The sequence below is a fragment of the Streptomyces albiflavescens genome (assembly GCF_014645835.1).
Classification (GTDB): domain Bacteria; phylum Actinomycetota; class Actinomycetes; order Streptomycetales; family Streptomycetaceae; genus Streptomyces; species Streptomyces albiflavescens.
The window spans coordinates 440,895-462,616 of record NZ_BMMM01000001.1; the positions used below are offsets into that span (position 1 = coordinate 440,895).

Genomic DNA, 21,722 nt, shown 5'->3' on the forward strand with positions numbered 1-21,722 from the left:
GGTCACTGGCGCTGCCAGGAACGGAATGTCCGCAGGTGTTCCGGTGTGACCACGCTCTCCAGGCGCTCGTCGTCCTGGTTCCCGCCGCCGAGCGCGGCGAGCAGACGACGAGCCGGTACGTTGCGCGGCGTGCGCTCCGCCGTCAGCCGGACCTTGGCGCAGCCCAGCTCGTCCGCACGGTCGGCCAGCCACTGCAACAGGCGTTCCTCGACTCCTCTGCCCAGTGCCCGGCAGCTCATCAGCCAGGCCAGTACGTCGAGTTGGTCGCCGTCCGGACGGACGGCGAGCAGGCCGATCTGGCCGTAGTCTCCGAAGCGGTCCCGGGCCGCGGCCGTCCAGACCTCACCGCGCTCCCGCCACCGGGCGAGGTCGCCGCCGTCGGCCGACCTGGCGCGGAGGGTGAACTGGTTCGTACGGCGGACGAGTTGCTCGGCCCGCTGGACGTCGGCCTCGGACAGCGCCCGGACGTCGACCGCCAGCTCCAACTGGGCGAGGAACTCCTCGAAACCGGCCTGTTCGCGCACGGCCTCCCGTTCCCGCTCCTGCGCGTAGAAACCCGCCCGCAGCGCGTCCTCGGCCGTTGCCGCCGCAGGGACCAGCGGCCACAACCGGCCCAGGAACTCCTCCAGTTCGGCCGCCGGCGGGCAGGTCACCGACAGCACCTGCGGCAACGCCGACCGCACTCCCCCGACCTCGACCGGGTTGTCGTCCAGGAACAGGAAGCTGTCCAGCCCGAGGTTGAGCGTGCGCGCCGCCTCGGCCAGGCGGCCCGACTTGGGGCCCCAGGTGGCGGAGAGCACGCTGAAGTGCTCCGCCTTCAACAGGCTGTCGGGGCGCTCCAGAACGGCCCGGACCGTGTCCTCGTCGTTGTTGCTGACCAGCGCCAGCAGCGCACCCGCGGCACGCCACTGCAACAGCCTCCGCGCCAGCAAGGAGCGCGGACCGGTCAGGTCCACCGCCTCCGGGCCGATCTCCCCGGCGACCCCGCCCCACAGGGTCTCGTCGCCGTCCACCGCGATCACCTTCGGCACGGGCCGCCGGACCGCTCGTACGACCTCGGCCAGTCGCAGTGCCACCGCCGCCTGGAAGCGCGCGGTGAAGGGGAGATGCGCCAGCCGCTCGGTCCGCTCGTCGAAGCGTTCCTCGACGGCGTGGTGGCGGGTCCAGTCGTCGGGGCGGAGCACCGCGACGCCTGGCAACTCGGCCAGTTCGTCGGCGATCTCACGCTCCCAGCGCGCGAGCCGCTCCTCCTCCCGCACGGACGGCAGGAAGCCGACGATCAGCGGCTTGCGGGTCCGTTCGGACAGGGCTCGCAGCGCCGCCGGATACTCGGTGCGCAGCTCGGCGAGCAGCGCGTCGTCCACCGGGCCGAACCGTTCCAGGTCCGCCGCCCGCAACAGCACCACGCCCACTGCCGTGGTGGAGTCGGCGAAGACGCCGGAGGGGTCGCGCAGGCCGGCGAGCACCTGGTGGTACGAGGCTTCCGCGACCGTCAGACCCCCGTCCCGCGCCCCCTCGTTGGCCGCCGCCTCGCAGAGCGGTGGCAGGTTGCCGAGGGCGAAGGTGGCGGCGAGGGCGAGCGAGGGGCGCGAGGCGGCGGGCTCATCGCCGGTCGGGGCTCCGGCCTCGGCCCGGGCTTCCGCCACGACCGGGACGGCCTCGCCGGGAACGGCCTCGACCGTGGTACGGACCGCCGCCATCGGATCCTCGACCGCCTCCGCGAGCAGCCGCAGGAACTCCTCCCCCAGCTCGGTGGAGGTCGCCGCGTCCAGGATGTCGAGGTTGTGGTCGAGGCGGATCCGGCCCGCGTCCGGCGTCATGGTGATCATCAGGTCGAGGTCGGTGTAGCCCGTCCCGGCCGGCAGCACCTCAAGGTGGGTGAGGCGGCCCGCCGAGGAGCGTACGTAGTTGAAGTACACCTCCACCAGCGGCGCGTCGGTGCGGAACAGCCCCTGCCGGGCCAGCGTCGACAGCACGTCCGAGAACATGGCGCCCTTGGCGAGGACCCGGTCGAGTCGGCCGTCGGTGCGGCGCAGCACCTCCTCGATCCGCTCGCCGGGCCGGGCCTCGGCCGGGAACGGCACCGGCACTCCGAAGAAGCCCACCGCGTCGTACGCGTCGGCGTGGATGCGCGTGTCCACGGGCACGGCGAGCACGAACCGCTCCCGCTCCCGCTTCCGCGCCAGCAGCACGGTCAGGGTGCCCAGGCAGTAGGCGGCGGGCGTGATGGCGAGCCCGCTCGCGGCCGCCGAGACCCGCTCCATGAGCCCTTCGGGGATGGCCACGGTCACACTGCCGGCCCGATAGGAACGCGCCGCCGGGCGCGGCCGGGCGAGCGTCAGATCGAGACGCGCGCTGCCGTGGAAGGCCTCGCGCCACTCGGCCGCGCCCGTGCCGGGGGCATCGCCCGTCTGCTGGGCCTCGATCAGCAGATGGATGTCGCGGTTGGTCACGGCGTCGCCGAGCGAGGTACCGGACAGCTCGGCGTCGATCTCCCCCGCCACCAGCAGCAGCGACTGCAGATCGCTCACCGCGTGGTGCGCGCCGAACACCAGGATCTGGCCCCGCGCGCCGCCGTCGAGCAACTCGAACCGCCACAGCGACGTGTTCGCCAGGTCGAACGGCGGCTCCAGCAGCCGGCACAGCCCCTCGGCGGCGTCGAGTTCGCCCTCGACAGTCGTCCAGCTCAGGACCGGCCGCGCCGGCTCCCGCTCCACCCGCAACTGCCGCCCGCCTTCGGCACCGTTGACGATCGCCGTACGCAGGGCCGCGTGCCGTCCCGCGAGACGGGTGAGGATGTCGGTGAGCGCCTCTCGGGTGGTCGGCGTGACGAGCCGTACGGCCAGGCCGACGCCGTGCGCCGCGTCGGGCATGCCGGGCTGGGCGCTGCGCAGCAGCCGTACGACATCGCGGGTGGCGGGCCGCAGTTCGCTCTCGGGCACCTCGACAGCGACCTGGGGCTGCTCCTCCCCCCGTGTCTCGGTGTTCCGCTCGGGGAGCGCCTCGCCCAGGGTCCGTGCCAGGCCGCGGATGTCGGACGCCGAGAACACGGCGGCGGCAGGGAGCTCGACGCCCAGCTCGCGGGCGAAGGCGTTCCGCAGTCGCACGAGCATGAGGGAGTCCAGGCCCAATTCCTTGAGGGCCGAGGTCGCGAAGACGTCCACGACACCTCCGGAGACCTCGCCGACCCTGGCTCGTACGTACGCTTCGAGCCACTCGGCGCGGTCCTGGTCCGTCGTCGCGGCGAACACCTTCTTGACGAGGCCGTCGGAGTCCGCCGTGCCCACCGGGACGGTGACGAGGTCGCCCAGGATCGGGCGGGTGCGCGCCGCGTCCGGGTCGAGCGCCAGCATCTCCCAGTCCAGGGCGATGGGCGCGAGCTGACGGCGGGAGGTGGTCAGCACCCGATCGAACAGTTCGCCACCGTCCTGCGGGGAGAACGCGACCAGTCCCGACCGGCTGGTCTCGGCGGCCCGGGTGCCGGACTCGGCGACCATGCCGACGCCCTTCCAGGCACCCCAGTCCAGGCTCAGCGCCCGCCGCTCGGCGCGGGCGAGGTGGTGTGCCCAGGCATCGAGGAAGGCGTTCGCCGCCGAGTACGGGCTCTGCCCGGCCGAGCCCAGGAGACCGGCCGCCGAGGCGAAGAGGACCAGGTTCCCGGCTTCCGGGATCAGCTCCGTGAGGAGCGCGGTGCCCAGGACCTTGGGGGCGAGGACGTGCAGCACCCGTTCGTCCGTCAGGTTCGCCACAGTGGCGTCGTCGAGGACGCCGGCCGCGTGGACGACTCCGGTGATGGGGCCGGCTTCACGTCGTACGGCGTCCAGGGCGGCCGTCAGACCGTCACGGTCGGCGACGTCGGCGCGGGCCACGTGCACGGTCGCGCCACGCTCTTGGAGACCCTTGATCCAGTCGGCGGTGTCCGCGTCGGGCGTACCCCGGCTCATCAGGGCCAGTCGGCGGGCACCGCGACGGACCAGCCGTTCGGCGACGACGCGGCCGAGGCCGCCGAGACCGCCGGTGATCAGGTGGACGCCGTCCGGGGTGATGTCGGCGTGGCCGCCCTCGTCCGGGCGTGTGCGGGCCAGGCGCGGCACCAGACGGCCCGACTCCCGCAGCGCGACGAGCCGTTCGTCGTCGGCGTGCCGCAGCTGGGTCCACAGCGCGTCGACGCCGTCGGTGGCCGGCAGGTCGATCAGTGTGGTCGACAGTTCCGGGTACTCCTGGGCCACCGTGAGTCCGAAGCCCCAGGCGAGGGCCTGCTGGGGGTGCGTCACCTGGGTGCTGTCACCGGCGGCCTGGCTTCCTCGTGCGACCACGAACAGGCGGGGAGCTCGGCCCTGCGGGCGGTCGGCGAGCGTCCTCACCAGGTGCAGGGTGCTCAGGCAGCACAGCCGAGCCGCCTCCTCGGCGGTACGGGCATCCCCGATCGCCGGGGCGTCGAGCGCGGACAGCTGGACCACTCGCTCGGGCAACCCGTCCGTGAACGCCTCGTCGAAGAGCCGGGCCAGGTGCAGGGGATCGGTCGGGTCGAGCACGTACCGGCCCGGGGCCTCCAGGCCGAACTCCTCGCCCCTGCGGGCGATCACATGCGGTACCGACGAGCCCAGACGCTCGGCGAGTTCGGCGGCCACCCCCGTCTCGTCCGCCAGGATCAGCCACCTCCCGTCCGCCGGCCGTTCGTGCGCGTCCGGGCGCGGCTGCCAGCCGGTCTCGAAGAGCGCGCCGTCCAGAGGGGAGAGCGCGGCCAGTTCGAACTCTTCCATTTCCAGGACCAGTTGTTCGTTCTGGTCCCAGAGGCGCAGGTCCAAGGTCGCCGTGTCGCCCCGCACGGACCGCAGTACGCAGGTCACCCACGCGGGGGTGGTGCGCACTCCGGTGAACCGGAGCCGTCCGACCCCGGCGGGCACGAACGCCCGGCCCTCGGGCGCGTTGCCCGGCAGGGCCGCTGTGTGGAAGGCGGCGTCGAGGACCGCGGGGTGCAGCAGGTGGCCGGCGGCGGGCTTGTCGGCCAGCCGACCGAGGGCCACGGAGTCCGCTCGGTGTCCCGCTTCCAGGCCGCGGAAGGCGGGGCCGTAGTCGATGCCGAGGGCGGCGAGTCGGCCGTAGACGCCCGACAGGTCGACGTCTTCCGTGCACTGCTCACGCAGCGTGGCGAACCGCGCGTCGGCCGCGGGTTCCACGGCGCCGACGGCGACTTGTCCGACGGCGTGCCGCTCCCACCGCGTAGCCCGCTCCCCCCGAGTCGCCGAAGCGATGGTGAAGTCCCTGAAGCCGTCCTCGGCGGGCCGCAGGACGAGTTGCAGCCGCACGGGCCGGTCCGCGTCCAGCCGCAGCGGCCTGATGAACCTGACGTCGGCCAGCCGCACTTCACCGCCGTCGTGGAGCGTGGACGCGCCCTCCAGCGCCATGCCGAGGAAGGCGGCGCCGGGCAGCCATACCTCGCCGGTGACCCGGTGGTCCGTGAGATAGCCGAAACGACTGTCCCGCAGGTCGATGTCGCTCTGGAAGATGTGCCGTTCGGGCTCGTCGCTGGCCTCGATGTGCGTGCCGAGGAGCGGCGACGCGCCCGACGCGCCGGCCGGGGCGGGCGCGAGCCAGTGCCGTTCGCGGGCGAAGGCATACGTGGGCAGGTCGACCCGGCGGCCCTCCGGGAACAGCGCCGACCAGTCGGGCGTATGTCCGGCCTCGTACAACTCCCCCAGTCTGCGCAGCAGAACGTCGCGCCCGTCCTGCTGCCGGCCCAGCGAGCCGACGCCGACCGCGTCGATCCCGGCCTCGGCGGCGACCGCCTCGATCGACGGGATGAGCGAAGGGTGCGGGCTCAGCTCCACGAAGTAGCGGTAGCCGTCGTCCAGCATCCGTCGGATCGCGTCCGCGAAACGGACGGGTTGCCCGAGGTTGGCGAACCAGTACTCGGCATCCAGCCGGTCGCCGGGCACGGGTTCGGCCAGCACCGCCGAGTACAGCGGGGTCGGCGTCCACGTGCCCCGGACACCGGAGAAACGGTCGAGGAGCTCCTCACGGAGCGGGTCCATCAACGGGGTGTGCGAAGCGAACGCCGTCGAGAGCCGTCGGACGGGGATCGCCTGCGCCTCCAGGTGCTGCCGCAGCTCGGCCAGCGCCTCGGCCTCGCCGGAAACGGCCGTGGAATGCGCGCTGTTGACCGCAGCGACGAAGAGCCGGTCCGGGTACGGGGAGAGCAGCTTCTCGACCTCCGTGCGCGGCAGCTCCACGGCCAGCATGCCGCCGTGCCCGACCAGCGGTGCGACCGCCTGAGCCCGCCCGGTCACCACCGTCACGGCCTCGTCCAGGGTCAGGGCGCCCACACTGTACGCGGCGGCGATCTCGCCCAGGCTGTGCCCCACCACGGCATCCGGGGCGATGCCGAACGCACGCCAGACGGCGGACAGCGCCGCGTTGACCGCGAACAGCACCGGCTGGAGGTACTCGGTCCGGTCGAGCGGGGAGAACTCCTCCGGTGCCCGCAGCGCATTGAGCACCGACCAGCCGACGTGCCGCCGCACCGCCTCGTCGACGCGGGCGAGCTCCTCCCGGAAGGGCTCGCAGTCGGCCATCAACTCCAGACCCATGCCCGGCCATTGACCGCCATGGCCGGCGAAGACGAAGGCCACCTTGCCCGTCTGCTCCGCGCGCGGCGGCGCCGGCGGTTTCCGTCCGGTCGCCAACGCGTCCAGCACGGTGCGCAGTTCGTTCGGGTCGCCCGACACGATTGCGGCGCGTCGCTCGAAGTGGCTGCGGTGCCGCGCGAGGGAGTGGGCGATGTCCGGCAGGGCGGCGCTGTCGTCGCTCAGGTGCTCGGCCAGCCGGGCGGCCTGCCCCCGGACCGCGGTCTCGCTCCGCCCGGACAGGACGAAGAGCCGCTTCCCGGGCGGGAGTTCGACCTTGGGCTCCGTATCGGGCTCCGCCTCGGGCGCCGCCTCGACCGGCTCCGCCTCCTCCAGGATCAGATGCGCGTTGGTTCCGCTGATCCCGAAGGCGCTCACACCGGCCCGCCGTATGCGCTCCTGCGACGACGGCCAGGCGACCGGCTCCCGCAGCAGCTGGAGCCCGCTGCCGTCCCAGTCGACATGGCGACTGGGCGTGTCGGCGTGCAGGGTGCGCGGCAGGGTCTCCCGGCGCAGCGACTGCACCACCTTCATCAGCCCGAGCACACCCGAAGCCGCCTGCGCGTGCCCGATGTTGGACTTCAGCGATCCCAGATACAGCGGGCGACCGGGCGGACGCGAGTCGCCGAAGACCTCCGACAGGGCGTTCGCCTCGATCGGGTCACCCAGCGTCGTCCCCGTCCCGTGCGCCTCGACGTAGTCGATGTCGGCCGGGTCCAGCCCGGACCGTTCCAGCGCCCTGCGGATCACCTGCTCCTGGGCCGGACCGTTCGGCGCGGACAGCCCCTGGCTGCGGCCGTCCTGGTTGACGGCCGTGCCGCGCAGCACGGCCAGCACCTCGTCACCGTCACGCCGCGCGTCGCTCAGCCGCTTCAGTACGACCATGCCCGCGCCCTCGGCCCAGATGGCACCGTCGGCGCCATCGGAGAAGGAGCGGCAGCGGCCGGTCGGGGACAGCCCCCGCAGACGGCTGAACTCCACGAAGGTCCCCGGCGTGACCATCAGCGTCACACCGCCGGCGAGCGCCAGGTCGCACTCGCCGGACCGCAGCGCCTGCGCCGCCAGGTGCAGCGCCACCAGCGACGACGAGCACGCCGTGTCCACCGTCAACGCCGGGCCGCCCAGCCCCAGCACGTACGCCAGCCGGCCGGAGGCCACGCTCAGCGCCGACCCCGTACCGACGTAGCCGTCCAGCTGATCGAGCCGGGATCCCGACAGATAGTCGCTGCCGAACATGCCGACGTACACACCGGTGGTGCTGCCCGCCAGCTCGGCGGGCACGATCCCGGCGCGCTCCAGCGCCTCCCACGCCGTCTCCAGCAACAGGCGCTGCTGCGGGTCCATGGCTGCCGCTTCCTTCGGAGTGATCCCGAAGAAGCCCGCGTCGAAGGACTCGAGGCCCTCCAGGAAGCCGCCTTCCCGGGCGTACGACTTGCCCAGGGCCTCCGGGTCGGGGTCGTACAGCGACTCCACGTCCCAGCGTCCCGCCGGGAACGGACCGACCGCGTCACGGCCCTCCGCCACCAGGCGCCACAATCCGTCGGGATCGCTCACGCCACCGGGCAGGCGGCATGCCATGGCCACCAGAGCCACCGGCTCGTCGGACGCCGTCACCGTCGTACGGGTCGGCTGCGCGTCGGGGACGGTCCGGCCGCCCGTCGCGAGCGCGGTGGACAGCAGGTGTGCGGCGAGCCTGGTCGGTGTGGGGTGGTCGAACAGCAGGGTGGCGGGGAGCTTGACGCCGATGCGGGTGCCGATGCGGTTGCGGAGTTCGACCGCCGTCACCGAGTCCATGCCGAGTTCGCGCAGCGGCTGGTCGGGACGGACGGACTCCGCCGAGCGCAGGCCGAGGGTGCGGGAGGCCTCCTCGCGGACGAGGGCCAGGACGCGTTCGGCGCGTTCGGCCTCCGGCAGCCGGACCAGGCGGTCGGCCAGGCCGTCGCCGCCGCCCCGGCCGGTGCGGGGCGCGGGCAGCAGCGAACGCCACAGCGCCGCGGAAGTGCCGCCGGTGGTGGCCGGGTTGTCGCGCAGGCGGGGCAGGTCAAGGGCCCAGGCGACCAGGTGGGGTGCGCCGCGCCGCAGGGAGAGTTCGACGAGGTCGCGGCCCTGGTCGGGGGTGAGCGCGCGGTGGCCGAGGCGCGCCATCCGATCCAGGTCGGCGTGTTCGGCGGCGAGGCCCTCGCCCGCCCAGGCACCGAAGGAGACCGAGACGCCGGGCAGGCCCGAGGACCGTCGGTGGTGGGCCAGTTGGTCGAGGAAGACGTTGGCCGCGGCGTAGTTGCTCTGGCCCGCGTTGCCGACGACACCGGCGGCCGAGGAGATCAGCAGGAAGAGGTCCAACTGCGTGTCGGCGGTGAGCCGGTGCAGGTGGGCGGCGCCGTCGATCTTGGGGCGCAGCACCTGTGCGAGGCGTTCGGGCGTCAGCTCGGCGACCACCCCGTCGTCCAGGATGCCGGCGCAGTGCACCACACCGCGCAGCGGCGCCTCGTCGCCGATACGGTCGAGTACGCCGGCCACGGCCACCGGGTCCGCGATGTCGCACGACACCACCTCGACCTCGGCGCCGAGCGCGGTCAGTTCCGCGGTGACCTCGGCGGCACGCGGGTCGTCCGGTCCCTGACGGGACGTCAGTAGAAGGCGCGGGACGCCGAGTTCGACGAGGAGCCGGGCGATGTGCCGGCCCACCGCGCCGAGACCTCCGGTGATCAGTACCGTGCCGTCGGTGGGCGCCGGGGTGGGGCGGCCCACCAGATCGAGGACGAAGGGGCCGTCGGACGCGGTCCTCCGGCGTATCGCCTCGCGGGCAGCCGTGACGGGAAGGACTTGGGTGTGCGCGGGACGTGGCGGCCCTGCGCCGACGGCCTCGCGCAGGGCCGCACCGAGCTGTTCACGGTCCCCCGGGTCAGTGGGGGCGAGGGGCAGGGCGGCCGCGGCGGTGAACGGAAGGTCGTCCGGGAGCACCGCGACCAGCCGCACGTCGGCGACCGCCTCGGAGCCGGGCGCGCTGTCGGCGAGGGCGAGGACCCGCAGGCCGGGGGCGCACCCCTCGACGTCGGCGCCGACCTCGGTGAGCACACCGGCGCAGAGTGTCTCGCCACCGGGGAACGCGGCCGAGTCGGGGTGCACGGTGAGCGCGTGCACCTGGATCCTCACCTGGCCGGGGGCCACGGCGGCCTGGGCCGCCACCGCGCGAAGGGTCGGCTCCGCCGGGAGGTTGTCCAGCTCGTAGTGGTCCCCCGCCGGGATCCGCAGCGTGTCCGCGGCGCGGGCGCGCACCAGCCGCGGGACAAGCAACGCGCCCGCACGGACGGCGAGTTCGGGCTCGTCGGTGTGGGCGACGGCGGCCGGCAGAGCGCCCGCGAGGTCGCTGCCGTCGAGGTCGAGCAGGGTCAGCCCCAGGTCCGGGTGTTCGGTGCGGGCGCTGCGGGCCAGCCCCCACAGCACCGACTGGGCCAGGCCGGGCACGCTGTCCCCGTCGCCGGCCGCGACCGCGCCGCGGGTCACCCAGACGGTCCGGGACGGCGCCCCGCCCTCCGGGAGAGCGATCAGGGCTTGCAGCTCGGTCAGTGCCGTGGCCGCCAACTCCTGGGCTGCGGCGGCTGGTTCGTCCTCCGCTGCCGGGCGCGGCCAGAACCGTACGACGATGTCGGTGCCCGTCTCGCGCACCTGGATCCCCGCCGACTCGAGGCCTCGCAGGGCCCCGACGACCTCCGGGTCCGAGCGGTCGCCGACGACGGCCCACTCGGGGCCCGGCGTCCCGGCGGGCGCTTCGGGCGCGGCGGTCCAGGCCACCTCGTACAGATGCCTGCCGTTCTCCGAGACGCCGTTCAGGTCCGCCGGATCCGCGGCCCGCAGCCGTACGCCTTCCAGTCGGCCCGCCGGGAGACCGTCCGCGTCCCACAGCGTCACGTCAAGGGTGAGGTCCGTCCCGGAGCCGCCCGATCGCCGTACGAGCGCCGTGAGTTCGGTCGCGCCGCCGGGCGGCAGGACGCAGCGGCCCATCGCGACCGGCAGCAGCACCCGGCCGTCGGACACATCGAACGCGGCGGTCACGTGCAGCGCGGCGTCCAGCAGCGCCGGGTGGACCGGGTACGGGTCCGCCGCGTCGTGGGCCACGGCCGGCAACGAGAGCCGGGCCAGCAGCTCGACGCCATCGGTCGCGACCGCCGACCGCACGCCCTGGAAGGCCGGGCCGTAGCCGAGGCCGAGCCCGGTGAGCCGCTCGTACGTCTCCTCGCTCCAGGCCGGTTCGACGGCCTCCGGCCACAGTGGCGGCTGCCCCGCCGTCACCGCGGCGGGCTCGGCCGCCGACGCCGTGGCGTGCAGCGTCCAGCCCGTGGCCTCCCCTCCGCGCGGACGGCCGTGCACGGTGATCTCCGGTACGGGACCGGCGGTGACCACCTCGACGGACACCTCGGTCGTGCCGGACTCGGGCAGGGTGAGCGGCGCGAGGAGCAGCAGGTCGGTGATGTCACCCGGATCGTGCGGGCGGGCCACGGCCAGCGCGGCGCGGCACAGCTCCATCAGCGTGGTGCCCGACACCACGGTCCGTCCGAAGACGGTGTGGTCGGGCAGCCAGTCGGCGGTGGCCGGGGACCACTCGTTACGGAAGGTCCAGCGGGTCTCGTCGGCGGACTGCAGCTGGATGCCGAGCAGCGGGTGGGCGGCGCGGTCGAAGAGGCCGGGGGCGCCGGCGGCGGACTCGGGCTCGATCCAGTAGCGCTGCGGGTCCCAGGCGTACGTCGGCAGGTCCGCCGTTCCGGCGTCGGCGACCAGGCGGCGCCAGTCGATCTGCCGTCCGTGGACGTGGAGTTCGGCGGCGGCACGGTCCAGACAGGCGGGCCCGTCCTCGTGGCGGCGGAGCGAACCGACGGCCACCAGGTCGTCGTGGCCGGCGTCCTCGGCGACGGTGCGCAGTGCGGTGAGCAGGGACGGGTGGGGGCTGAGTTCGACGAAGTGGCGGTATCCGTCGGCCGTCATGCGCTCCACGGTGGGCGCGAAGCGGACGGGTTCACGCAGGTTGGTGTACCAGTAGTCGGCGTCCAGCTCCTCGGTGACCGGCTCGCCGGTGACGGTCGAGTACCAGGCGACGGAGGTCGGGCAGGTGACGACGCCGTCGAGTTCGTCGAGGATCGTTGTGCGGACCGGCTCGACCTGGGCGCTGTGGGAGGCGTAGTCGACGTCGAGGCGGCGGGCGAACACCTGCTGCCGGTCGAGGTCGGCGAGCAGGGCCTCCAACGGCTCCACGTCACCGGCGATCACCGTCGACCGGCCGCTGTTCACGGCGGCGACCGAGACCCGGCCGTCGTATGCGGCGAGGCGTGCCTCGACCTCGGTGTGCGGAAGGGCGACGACCGCCATGGTGCCGGAGCCGGACAGCTCGGTCAGGGCCTGACTGCGCAGGGCTACCACGGCCGCCGCGTCGTTGAGGCTGATCGCCCCGGCGACACAGGCCGCGGCGACCTCGCCCTGGCTGTGCCCGATGACGGCGTCCGGACGTACGCCCCGGGCCCGCCACACGGCGGCCAGGGACACCATCACGGCGAAGAGGACCGGCTGGACGACGTCCACACGGTCCAGGGACGGGGCGCCCGCGTCGCCCCGCAGGACGGCCGCCACCGACCAGGCGGTGAACGGACGCAGGGCGGCGTCGCAGCGATCCAGTTCGTCCGCGAACACCGGGAAGCTGTCGAGCAGATCGCGGGCCATGCCGGTCCACTGGGAGCCCTGACCGGGGAAGACGAAGGCCAACTTGCCCGAGGGAACGGCCTGTTGGGGGCCGACGATCAGATCGGTGTCGGGCTGTCCCTCGGCGAGACCGTGGAGCGCGGTGAGCAATTCGTCGCGGCCGGCGGCCTGGACGACGGCTCGATGCTCGAAGTGCGTGCGGTGGTGGACCAGCGACGCGGCCACGCCGGACAGCGGCAACTGCGGCTGGGCCGCCAGCGCTTCGGCGAGGCGGGCCGCCTGTCCCCGAAGGGCGGGGAGCGTGCGGGCCGAGAGGGGGAAGAGGGTCTTCGCGGGCGGTTCCGCGGTGGGCTCCTCGGCCGGCAGATGCTCGGCGGGCTCGGCGAGCGGCCGTGCCAGGTCCTCCGGTGCCTCCTCCAGCACCACGTGGGCGTTCGTGCCGCTGATCCCGAACGCGCTCACCCCGGCCCGCCGCACCCGGTCGCCGCCCCGTGGCCACGCCCGGGCGCTGCTGTGCACACGGAGACCGCTGCCCGCCCAGTCGACGTGCTCGGTCGGGGTCTCGGCGTGCAGCGAGGCCGGGAGCAGTTCGTGGCCGAACGCCAGCACCGTCTTGATGACGCCACCGATGCCCGCCGCGGCCTGTGTGTGACCGATGTTGGACTTCAGGGAGCCGACGCCGAGCGGCCGGTCGGCCGGGCGCCCCGGTCCGAAGACGGCGGCCAGCGCACGCCCCTCGATGGGGTCGCCGAGCCGCGTCCCCGTGCCGTGCGCCTCGACGTGGTCCAGGTCCTCCGGCCGGAGCCCGGCGGCGTCGAGGGCGGCGCGCAACACTCGCTCCTGGGCGGGGCCGCTCGGGGCGCTCAGTCCCTGGCTGCGCCCGTCCTGGTTGATCGCGGATCCCTTGACGACCGCGAGGACCCGGTCGCCGTCCCGGCGGGCGTCCGCGAGCCGTTTGAGCAGCACCAGACCGCACCCCTCGGCCCACACCACGCCGTCCGCGTCGGTCGAGAACGGGCTGCACCGCCCGGACGGCGACAACCCGCGCAGCCGGCTGAACTCGACGTGCCCGCGCGGTGTCACGAGCAGCGTCGCGCCGCCCGCCAGCGCGAGGTCGCACTCGCCGCTCGCCAGCGCCCGGGCCGCCAGGTGCAGGGCGACGAGCGAGGAGGAGCAGGCGGTGTCGACGGTCACCGCCGGGCCCTGGAGACCGAGGGTGTAGGCGATGCGACCGGAGGCCACGCTGGACGCCGAGCCCGTGCCGACGTGCCCGTCGAGCCGGTCCAGTCCGGCCGTGGCCTGGTACCCGCTGTCGTACAGGCCGATGTAGACGCCCGTGGAGCTGCCGTTCAGCGCCCGAGGGACGATCCCGGCGCGCTCGATCGTCTCCCAGGTGGTCTGCAGCAGGAGCCGCTGCTGCGGGTCCATGGCCGCGGCCTCGCGCGGCGAGATCCCGAAGAAGGACGCGTCGAAGCGGTCGATGTCGGAGAGGAACCCGCCGCGCAGCGTGTACGCCTTGCCGGTGGCCTCCGGGTCGGGGTCGTAGAGCCCGTGGGTGTCCCAACGGCCCGCGGGCACCTCGGCGATGGCGTCCTCGCCGGCGGCCAGCAGCTGCCACAGCGCCTCGGGGTCGTCGGCGCCGCCGGGAAAGCGGCAGGCCAGGGAGATGATCGCGATGTCGTCGTCGGCCCGCACGGGCGGGTCGGCCGGCGCCGGGTCGGTCGCCGCCGCACCGCCGGTCCGTTCGCCGAAGACCGCCTCGCTGATCGCTGCGATCGTAGGGTGATCGAAGACGAGGGACGGCTCCAGCGGCCGCCCGGTCCGCTCGGAGAGATCTGCCGCCAGCGTCACCAACTGCCTTGATCCCAAGCCGAATTCGGCGAGCGGCCGCTCCGGGTCGACGGCCATCGGGTCGAGCCCGGCCGCCTCGGCGACGGCCGACGCCAGCCAGTCCCGCGCTCCCTCGGAAGTCGTGACGGACATCTCGGGGAACTGCTTCGGGGTCTCGTTCGCGGGCATCTCGTTCGCAGGCATCTAGACAGGTGTCCTCGTGAACTCGGGCTCAGGCGGATTCCGTACGACCGATGCGGCGGGTACGCCTGATGGGCGTACGGCTGTTGGGGCCGACGTACGGTGGGTTGACTCGGGCGACGTACGACCGAGGAAGCGGCCTACGGCCGATATGGCCCGTACGACCGTCCCGCTGCCGCCGGCGCGGACGCGCGCCGACGACAGCGGGTGACGTCATTCAGTGGCGGGGGCGCCGACCACCGAGAGGGTGCCGTCGAGGTACGCCGCCCGGGAGGCACGGCGCTGGATCTTCCCGCTGGACGTCTTGGGGATGGTGCCGGGGTGGACCAGCACGACGTCGCGCAGCGCCAGGCCGTGGGCCTCGCCGATCGCGCTGCGGATCAGGTCGGTGATCTTCTCGGTCTCGCCCGCCGCCTCCGGGGCCGTCTCGGCGACGACGACGGGCTGCTCGCCGGCCACTCCGCCGTCCACGGCGAAAGCCGCGGTGCACCCGGGCCGCAGGGCCCAGTGGGACAACTCGGCGGACAGCTCCAGGTCCTGCGGGTAGTGGTTGCGCCCGTCGATGACCATCAGGTCCTTGAGGCGGCCGGTGACGAACAGTTCGCCGCCGCGCAGGAATCCGAGGTCTCCGGTCCGCAGGAAACGGCCCTCGCGGTCCTTGAGGGTGGCCCGGAAGGTCTCGCGGGTGGCGAGGGCGTTGCGCCAGTAGCCCTTGGCGACGCTCGCGCCGCCGACCCAGATCTCGCCGACCTCACCCTCGGGCAGCTCCACCTGCCGTTCGGGGTCGGCGATCACCACGGTCGTGCCGGGGCCGGGCCGCCCGGAACCGACCGTCGCCGCGTCCGCCGCGCCGGCGTGCGGCCCGGTCTCGGCGGCCTCGATCAGGGAGGGCGGGGCCTGCACCGAGCTGCCGGTGACCATCAACGTGGTCTCGGCGAGGCCGTAGCAGGGGTACAGGGCCTCTCGACGGAAGCCGACCTCACCGAAGGTCTCCGTGAACCGCCGCAGGGTGGCGGCCCGCACCGGTTCGGCGCCGTTGAAGGCGACCTTCCACCGGCTCAGGTCGAGCTTGTCGAGGAGGTCGGGCGTGGCGTGTTTCAGACACAGCTCGTACGCGAAGTTGGGGCCGCCGCTGGTGTGCGGGCGGTAGCGACTGAGGGCGGTCAACCAGCGTTGGGGCTGCTGCAGGAAGTGCAACGGCGAGAAGAGCGTGGCGGTCACGCCGAGGTAGACCGTGTTCAGGACGGGGCCTATGAGCCCCATGTCGTGGTACACGGGCAGCCAGCTGACGAACAGTTCGTGGTCGTACTCCGCGATCGCGTCCGGGGTGTGACCCATCCGCTCGGTGATGACCCGCTCGTTGTCCAGCAGGTTCCCGTGGGTCACCATCACACCGCGCGGGGCGGACGTGGACCCGGAGGTGTATTGGAGGAAGGCGACCGAGTCGGCGGTGAGGTCGGGTTCGCGCCAGGAGTCGGCCGCCTCGTCGGGGATGTCCTCGGTGGCGACGCAGGTGATGCCGTCCAGTTCGGGCAGGTGTTCCGCCATGGCGCCCAGAGCGGCGATCACCTCACGGCCGCCCAGGATCACCTTGGCGTCCGCGTCGGCTATCAGGCGCTTCATACGGATCAGGGCGCGATGGTTCTGCGAGCGCCCCTGCGGGGGCACGCCCGGCACGGCGACGACTCCGGCGGAAAGGCAGCCGAGATAGCCGCAGATGAACTCGAGGCCGGGCGGATACAGCAGCATGGCGCGGGAACCGGCCAGGCCGCGCTCCTGCAGCCAGGCGGCGACGGCTCGGGACCGGCTCGCCAGACGCGCGTAGGAGATGTCCTGGATCTCTCCGTCACAGTCACCCGTGACGAGATAGCGGTAGGCGGTCCGGTCGGGCTGTTGCGAGGCATGCGCGGTCAGCAAATCGACCAGGGAACGAGCCATATGAGGAGTCTCACCTGTTCGGATAAATGGGCGAGGGGGAACTGGAGTTCGAAGGCTGCGTCACACGTACGCGCAGAAGCCGCGGACACCTGGCCTCCTTGCCAGACCGTCCATCTCGGCCAAGCCGTCCGAGGAGCGGCAGCGATGCGCGCGCCGGCTCCTCGCGACTCCCGTTCAGCTTGCTACCAACGAGTAGCACGATAGCAAGTCTTCTCCGCTACACAGCGGTAACCCTGGGTATTCAATGAGGAATTGGGAAATCTGACACGCCGTTGCAGAAACGCTCCACCGGCCCGCGGTTGCCATACCACCCATGCGGCCTGCGGAATTGCGCCCGCCACCTGCCGCGGAGACCCTCACTTCGTCGTATTGCCGCCCCTGCCCAAGTGGTAGAGCTCACTCATGCGGCTGAACAGGCGCCGCTGGTCGACCATGTGCCGGTCCCCGCTGTCGCAGCGGTACCCCTACGACTCAACCTGCCGGGAATTCAACTGCGTTCAGCCGCCGACCGGGAAAACGGTTCCCGAGACCTGCCCCGTGACCCGGGCCGCTGCTGCCCGTCGATGGATTCGCACCGCGAACCGGAGGGCGTCGACCACTTGGCCCGGCCTCCCGCGAACTCGGCGGCGGTTCCCACCTCTTGAACCGGGACCGAGTCCAATGGGATGGGTGTGAACATGGCCGGCTCCTTATCCGGGGTCAGCGCCGTGGGGCCGTACACCCAGTCGGTGAAGCCGTAGTCGTACACGTCGCGTTCACGCATGATCGCGTTGCGCTGGAGCCGCTTCTCTCCGTCGAGATGCCACAGCTCGCCCCATGCGCGCGCCGTCGTCAGCACGCGGCGGCAGTGCTCGACGCGGACCGCTTCGTACGCGGCCAGGGCGGCGTCCCAGTCCGGCGGGGTGCCGTCGGAGCTCCTGCGAGCGATGTGCTCGGCGAGGACCCAGCCGTCCTCGATCGCCATGATCGCGCCCTGCGCCATGTATTGGAGCGGCGGATGGGCGGCGTCGCCCAGCAGAGCGATACGGCCGTACACCCAGGTCGAGACCGGGTCGCGGTCGAGCATCTGCCACCAGCGGTCGCGCCACATCAGCGGGATGCCCTGACGCACGTCGTCGCAGGTGGCTTCGAAGGCGGCATCGAGTTCGTCGGGCGTGCCCCACTCCTCCTGTCCGGCCAGTGCCTTGGGCGACTCGAAGACGGCCACCTGGTTGAACATCTCGCCGCCGCGCAGTGCGTACTGGACGAAGTGGCAGCGCGGTCCGACGTGGAGGACGATGTCCTTCTCCGCGACCCCGTTCTCCCGTACCCGGTCGATCGGGACGGCTGCCCGGTAGGCGACGTAGCGGGAGCTGACGACGTCGTCGCCGACGAGCTTCCGCCGGGCCACCGAGTGCAGGCCGTCGGCGGCGATGACGAGACGGGCTTCCTGGACCCCGCCGTCGTCGATGCGGACACGGGCCCCGGCGGCGGTGTTCTCGTAGTCCACGACCTTCTGGTCGGTCAGCAGGTCCACACCGGCCCGCCGACAGGCTCGCAGGAACATCCCGTGCAGGTCGCTGCGGTGGATGACCATGTACGGATACACGTAGCGCCGTTCCAGGTCCCGCAGGTCGATCCGGGTGAGCTCGCGGGCGTCGAGCGCGTCGCGCATGACCATGTTCTCCGGGAGCACTCCCAGGCTTCGCGCCTCGTCGAGCAGGCCGTACTCGTGGAGGATGCGGGTGCAGTTGGGCGCGAGCTGGATGCCGGCGCCGACCTCGCCGAACTCCCTGGCTCGTTCGAGGACGCGCACGCGCAGGCCTTGGCGGGTGAGGGCGAACGCGGTGCTGAGGCCACCGATGCCGCCTCCCACGATGATCACGTCGGGCTTGCCGCCGGTGGCGGGTGGTGTGGGGTTCATCGTCTCTTCCTTGAGTCGATCGGGTCAGAGCCAGGCGGCCAGGGTCGGCGCGGGTTCGCCACCGAGGGTGGTGTCTCGGCCGGTGAGGTACGCCGTGATCCCGTGCAGAGGGCCGGCGAGTGCGACCGGTCCGCCCTCGCCGGGGAGCTCCCAGCGGGCGCCGGTGTCCGTGGCCTCCAGGACCAGTGCCGGGCCGGGGCCACCGCCGCGCTTGGCGACGACGTCGTCGCAGAGTGCGGCAAGGAAGTCGGCCGGCAGGTCGGCGAAGGACAGCCCCGTCGCCAGGTCGATCGCGTGGACGCACACCTCGCGGGACCGCATCCAGGGCAGTTCGGTCGCGGGCACGGTACGGCCCTGCGCGGTCACGACCGGCGACTGCCACTGCTCGTCGCCGAGCGTGGCCATAGCCGATTCGAGCGTGTCCGCCGAGAGCCTCAGCCACGCGGTCAGTTCGGCGGCCGGCAGCCGGCCGCCGTGTTCGATGCCGGCGGCACGCTCCTCCGGAGAGGAGTACATCAGCGTCTTCTCTCCCGTCGCCGCCCAGTGAACGAGGTTTCCGAGGGCGTCGGCGTTGGCCGCGAGGTGGGCGAGCAGGTGCTTACGGGTCCAGCCGGGCAGCGCGCTCGGCGCGTCGAGCGCTTCGTCGTCCGCGGCCTTGATGAACAAAGCGGTGCCGAACCGCGCCCAGCGCCGGGCGTCGTCGAACGTCCGGGACATCAGGCGGCCTTCTCCTGGACGACCCGGTTCTCCAGGCGTCCGATGCCGTCGATCTCGGCGACGACGGTTTCGCCGCCGACGAGGAAGCGCTGCGGCTTACGCGCGTGGCCGACACCCCCGGGAGTGCCGGTGGCGATCATGTCGCCCGGGTTGAGGCGCGTGATGGCAGAGACGTACTCCACCAGCGCGACCGGGTCGAAGAGCAGGTCGGCGGTGGTGTCGGACTGCATGACCTCGCCGTCGACGAGCAGCCGGACATCAAGGGCGGGGCGGACGCCGCCCGGCAGCTCGTCGGGGGTGACCAGGTACGGACCGACCGGCGTGCTGGAGTCCCACATCTTGCCCTGCAGCCACTCACGCGTACGGAACTGCCAGTCCCGGCAGGTGATGTCGTTGAGGACGGTGAATCCGGCGATCGCCTGCTCGGCCTCCGCTCCCCGCGCACGGCGTACGGGCTTGCCGATGACCACCGCGAGCTCGACCTCCCAGTCGAGCTGGTCGGTCTCGTCCGGCCGGACGATGTCGTCACCTGCGCCGATGAGCGAGTCGGCGAACTTGGCGAACAGGGTGGGGTGTTCGGGCAGGTCCCGGCCCATTTCCTGGATGTGGTTGCGGTAGTTGAGCCCGACGCACACGACCTTCGACGGTACGGGAACCAGGGGCGCGTACTCCGCTTCGGCGGCCGCGTACGGAGCACCGGTCGCCGACGCGGCCGTCTCGGCCCAGCTGTCCTGGCTCAGGAGGGCGCCCACGTCGGGGAATCCGAGGTCGACCAGTGCGTCGCCGTCGAGCCGTACGGCCCTGGTCGTGTCGCCGGTCCGGATGGTCGCGAGCTTCATCGGGTGGTTCCTTCCCCATGGGTGCGGTGGAGATTGAGGGCTTCGAAGACCGGAGCGTCGCTGAAGCGGAACAGGTCGAGCGCGCCGGAGTCGGAGTCGGTGGCACCGGATTCGGAGCGGACGGAGAACGGCTGCCAGGACGGGACGACGAACAGGTCGCCGCGCGTCACGGACCACGACGTGTCGCCGACGGTGACGGTGCCGGACCCGTCGAAGACCTGGTAGACCGACGAACCGGTCTCGCGCAGCGGCGCGGTCTCGGCGCCGCGCGCGATGCGGTGCATCTCGGCCCGGATGGTGGGCAGTACGTCGCCGCCGGTGGCCGGGTCGGTGAACCGTACGGCCGCGTGGCCGGGCTCGACGGTGCCGCCGAACCCCTCGGCCTCGATGGCGAGTTGGTCGGCCAGGGCCCGGTCGGTGTGCTCCCAGCGGTACGCCGGCAGGGGCGAACCGGGAGCCGTCGTACCGGCCGAGACCGGCCGCAGCCCGGGGTGACCCCAGAGACGTTCGGCGCGCGAACGGTCCGGAGTGATCCGTTCGGCGCCGCTGATCTCGGCGCGGCCGAACTCGAAGAACTGGGCTTCGGTGAGGTACTGGAACGGGATGTCGAGGCCGTCGATCCACGCCATCGGCTCGGCGGTGGCGTTGTGGTGGGCGTGCCAGTTCCACCCGGCCTGCGGGAGGAAGTCGCCGCGCCGCATCGCGACCGGGTCGCCGCCGACGACGGTCCACACGCCCTCGCCCTCGACGACGAACCTGAACGCGTGCTGGGTGTGCCGGTGCTCGGGGGCGTCCTCCCCGGGCATGAGGTACTGGACGGCGGCCCACAGCGTGGGCGTGGCGAACGGTCGGCCGCCCAGCGCGGGGTTGGCCAGGGCGATGGCGCGGCGCTCGCCGCCCCGGCCGACGGGGACGAGATCACCGGCCTGTGCCGCCAGCTCGCGGAGCCGCTCCCAGCGCCACAGATGCGGTACGGCCCGCGAGCGCGGGTGCGCCGGCATCAGGTCGCCGATCTCGGTCCACAAGGGGACCAGCAGCTCCTGCTCGAAGCCCCGGTACAGCGTTTCGAGCGCCGGGGTGACCTGTGGTTGACCCTCCGCCGAGACGGCCTGCAGCCGAACGGGGGAGCCCGTAGCGATGTCGATGGGTGTCTGCGTCACAGCATTCAGCCTGCGCCGCGTTCACCAGGAAGACATCTGGATTCTGGAGAGCAGAATCACATCACTCGCACCGGACAGGTCATGGCCTCACGCTCCGCGCCCCGACTGCCGGAAGTGGCGCTGTGCGCTGCGCGAATGCCGTCGCGGCCTCCACGGAAATAACGCAACCATTCGCCCAACTCGGTTGTCTCACCCGATATCAGTCGCATGACCGTCTTGGGGGACACAATGAGACGAACAAGAAAAACATGGGTGACGCTGGCGCTCATGGGTGCCGTGGTGGGGATGGCTGCGGCGCCGGCCGACGCCACCGCACTCACCACCGCACAGGCCACGGCATGCCCCACCGGTTGGGGCAGCCTCGCGAAAACGGACGACTCCGCCACGACGGCGCCGGTGACGGACATCAGGACCGGCCGCCACGCCTGCTACGACCGGATGGTCATCGACGTCCCCGGCGCAGGCAGCAACGGCCTCGGCTACTCGGTCAGGTATGTCGACCACCTCTACCAGGACGGATCAGGTCGCCTCATACCCGTCGGCGGCGGAGCCGTCCTCGAGGTACGGGTGGCCGCACCCGCCTACGACCCCGAGACCGGCGCACCCACCTATCCCGGACGGGCGGGTCGCCCCCTGCCCGGAGTGGACCTCACCGGATATCGCACCTTCAGGGACACGCGGTTCGCAGGCAGCTTCGAGGGCGAGACCCAGGTCGGGCTGGGCGTCCGCGCCCGACTGCCCTTCCGGGTACTGCAGTTGACCGACCGTGTCGTGGTGGATGTCGCCCACAACTGGACCGGCGCGCGCTGACGGCCGCGGT

General features: G+C 72.6%; 7 protein-coding genes. 1 reads left to right on the top strand and 6 read right to left on the bottom strand.

Annotated elements, in window-relative coordinates:
* Positions 1 to 2: 2 nt before the first annotated feature.
* The 6 genes from IEY95_RS01935 to IEY95_RS01960 form a co-directional block, all read right to left on the bottom strand.
* On the bottom strand, positions 3 to 14,348 hold the full coding sequence (locus IEY95_RS01935) for a type I polyketide synthase (protein ID WP_229702510.1): 14,346 nt from the start codon (positions 14,346 to 14,348) through the stop codon (positions 3 to 5).
* A gap of 210 nt (positions 14,349 to 14,558) precedes the next feature.
* A complete protein-coding gene (locus IEY95_RS01940; protein ID WP_189184035.1) occupies positions 14,559 to 16,283 on the bottom strand; it encodes a fatty acyl-AMP ligase in 1,725 nt (574 codons plus the stop codon).
* Positions 16,284 to 16,770: 487 nt separating this feature from the next.
* On the bottom strand, positions 16,771 to 18,186 hold the full coding sequence (locus tag IEY95_RS01945) for an FAD-dependent oxidoreductase (RefSeq protein WP_189184036.1): 1,416 nt from the start codon (positions 18,184 to 18,186) through the stop codon (positions 16,771 to 16,773).
* 24 nt (positions 18,187 to 18,210) lie between these two features.
* Positions 18,211 to 18,903 carry a maleylpyruvate isomerase family mycothiol-dependent enzyme gene (locus IEY95_RS01950; RefSeq protein WP_189184037.1) on the bottom strand — a complete coding sequence of 231 codons (693 nt, stop codon included), beginning with the start codon at positions 18,901 to 18,903 and terminating at the stop codon, positions 18,211 to 18,213.
* Positions 18,903 to 19,742 (bottom strand): fumarylacetoacetate hydrolase family protein, encoded by an 840-nt coding sequence (locus tag IEY95_RS01955; protein ID WP_189184038.1) that lies wholly within the window; start codon positions 19,740 to 19,742, stop codon positions 18,903 to 18,905. Before IEY95_RS01955 ends, IEY95_RS01950 begins: the two co-directional genes overlap by 1 nt.
* A complete protein-coding gene (locus tag IEY95_RS01960; protein ID WP_189184039.1) occupies positions 19,739 to 20,902 on the bottom strand; it encodes a cupin domain-containing protein in 1,164 nt (387 codons plus the stop codon). Before IEY95_RS01960 ends, IEY95_RS01955 begins: the two co-directional genes overlap by 4 nt.
* A 228-nt stretch (positions 20,903 to 21,130) precedes the next feature.
* Between IEY95_RS01960 and IEY95_RS01965 the strand changes: the two genes are divergently transcribed.
* A complete protein-coding gene (locus tag IEY95_RS01965) occupies positions 21,131 to 21,712 on the top strand; it encodes an AMIN-like domain-containing (lipo)protein (RefSeq protein ID WP_189184040.1) in 582 nt (193 codons plus the stop codon).
* Positions 21,713 to 21,722: the final 10 nt, after the last annotated feature.

What these genes read in the sequence shown, in the direction of transcription:
- IEY95_RS01935 (WP_229702510.1), bottom strand. Translation starts at nt 14,348, where the DNA reads ATGCCTGCGAACGAGATGCCCGCGAACGAGACCCCGAAGCAGTTCCCC.
- IEY95_RS01940 (WP_189184035.1), bottom strand. Translation starts at nt 16,283, where the DNA reads ATGGCTCGTTCCCTGGTCGATTTGCTGACCGCGCATGCCTCGCAACAG.
- IEY95_RS01945 (WP_189184036.1), bottom strand. Translation starts at nt 18,186, where the DNA reads ATGAACCCCACACCACCCGCCACCGGCGGCAAGCCCGACGTGATCATC.
- IEY95_RS01950 (WP_189184037.1), bottom strand. Translation starts at nt 18,903, where the DNA reads ATGTCCCGGACGTTCGACGACGCCCGGCGCTGGGCGCGGTTCGGCACC.
- IEY95_RS01955 (WP_189184038.1), bottom strand. Translation starts at nt 19,742, where the DNA reads ATGAAGCTCGCGACCATCCGGACCGGCGACACGACCAGGGCCGTACGG.
- IEY95_RS01965 (WP_189184040.1), top strand. Translation starts at nt 21,131, where the DNA reads ATGAGACGAACAAGAAAAACATGGGTGACGCTGGCGCTCATGGGTGCC.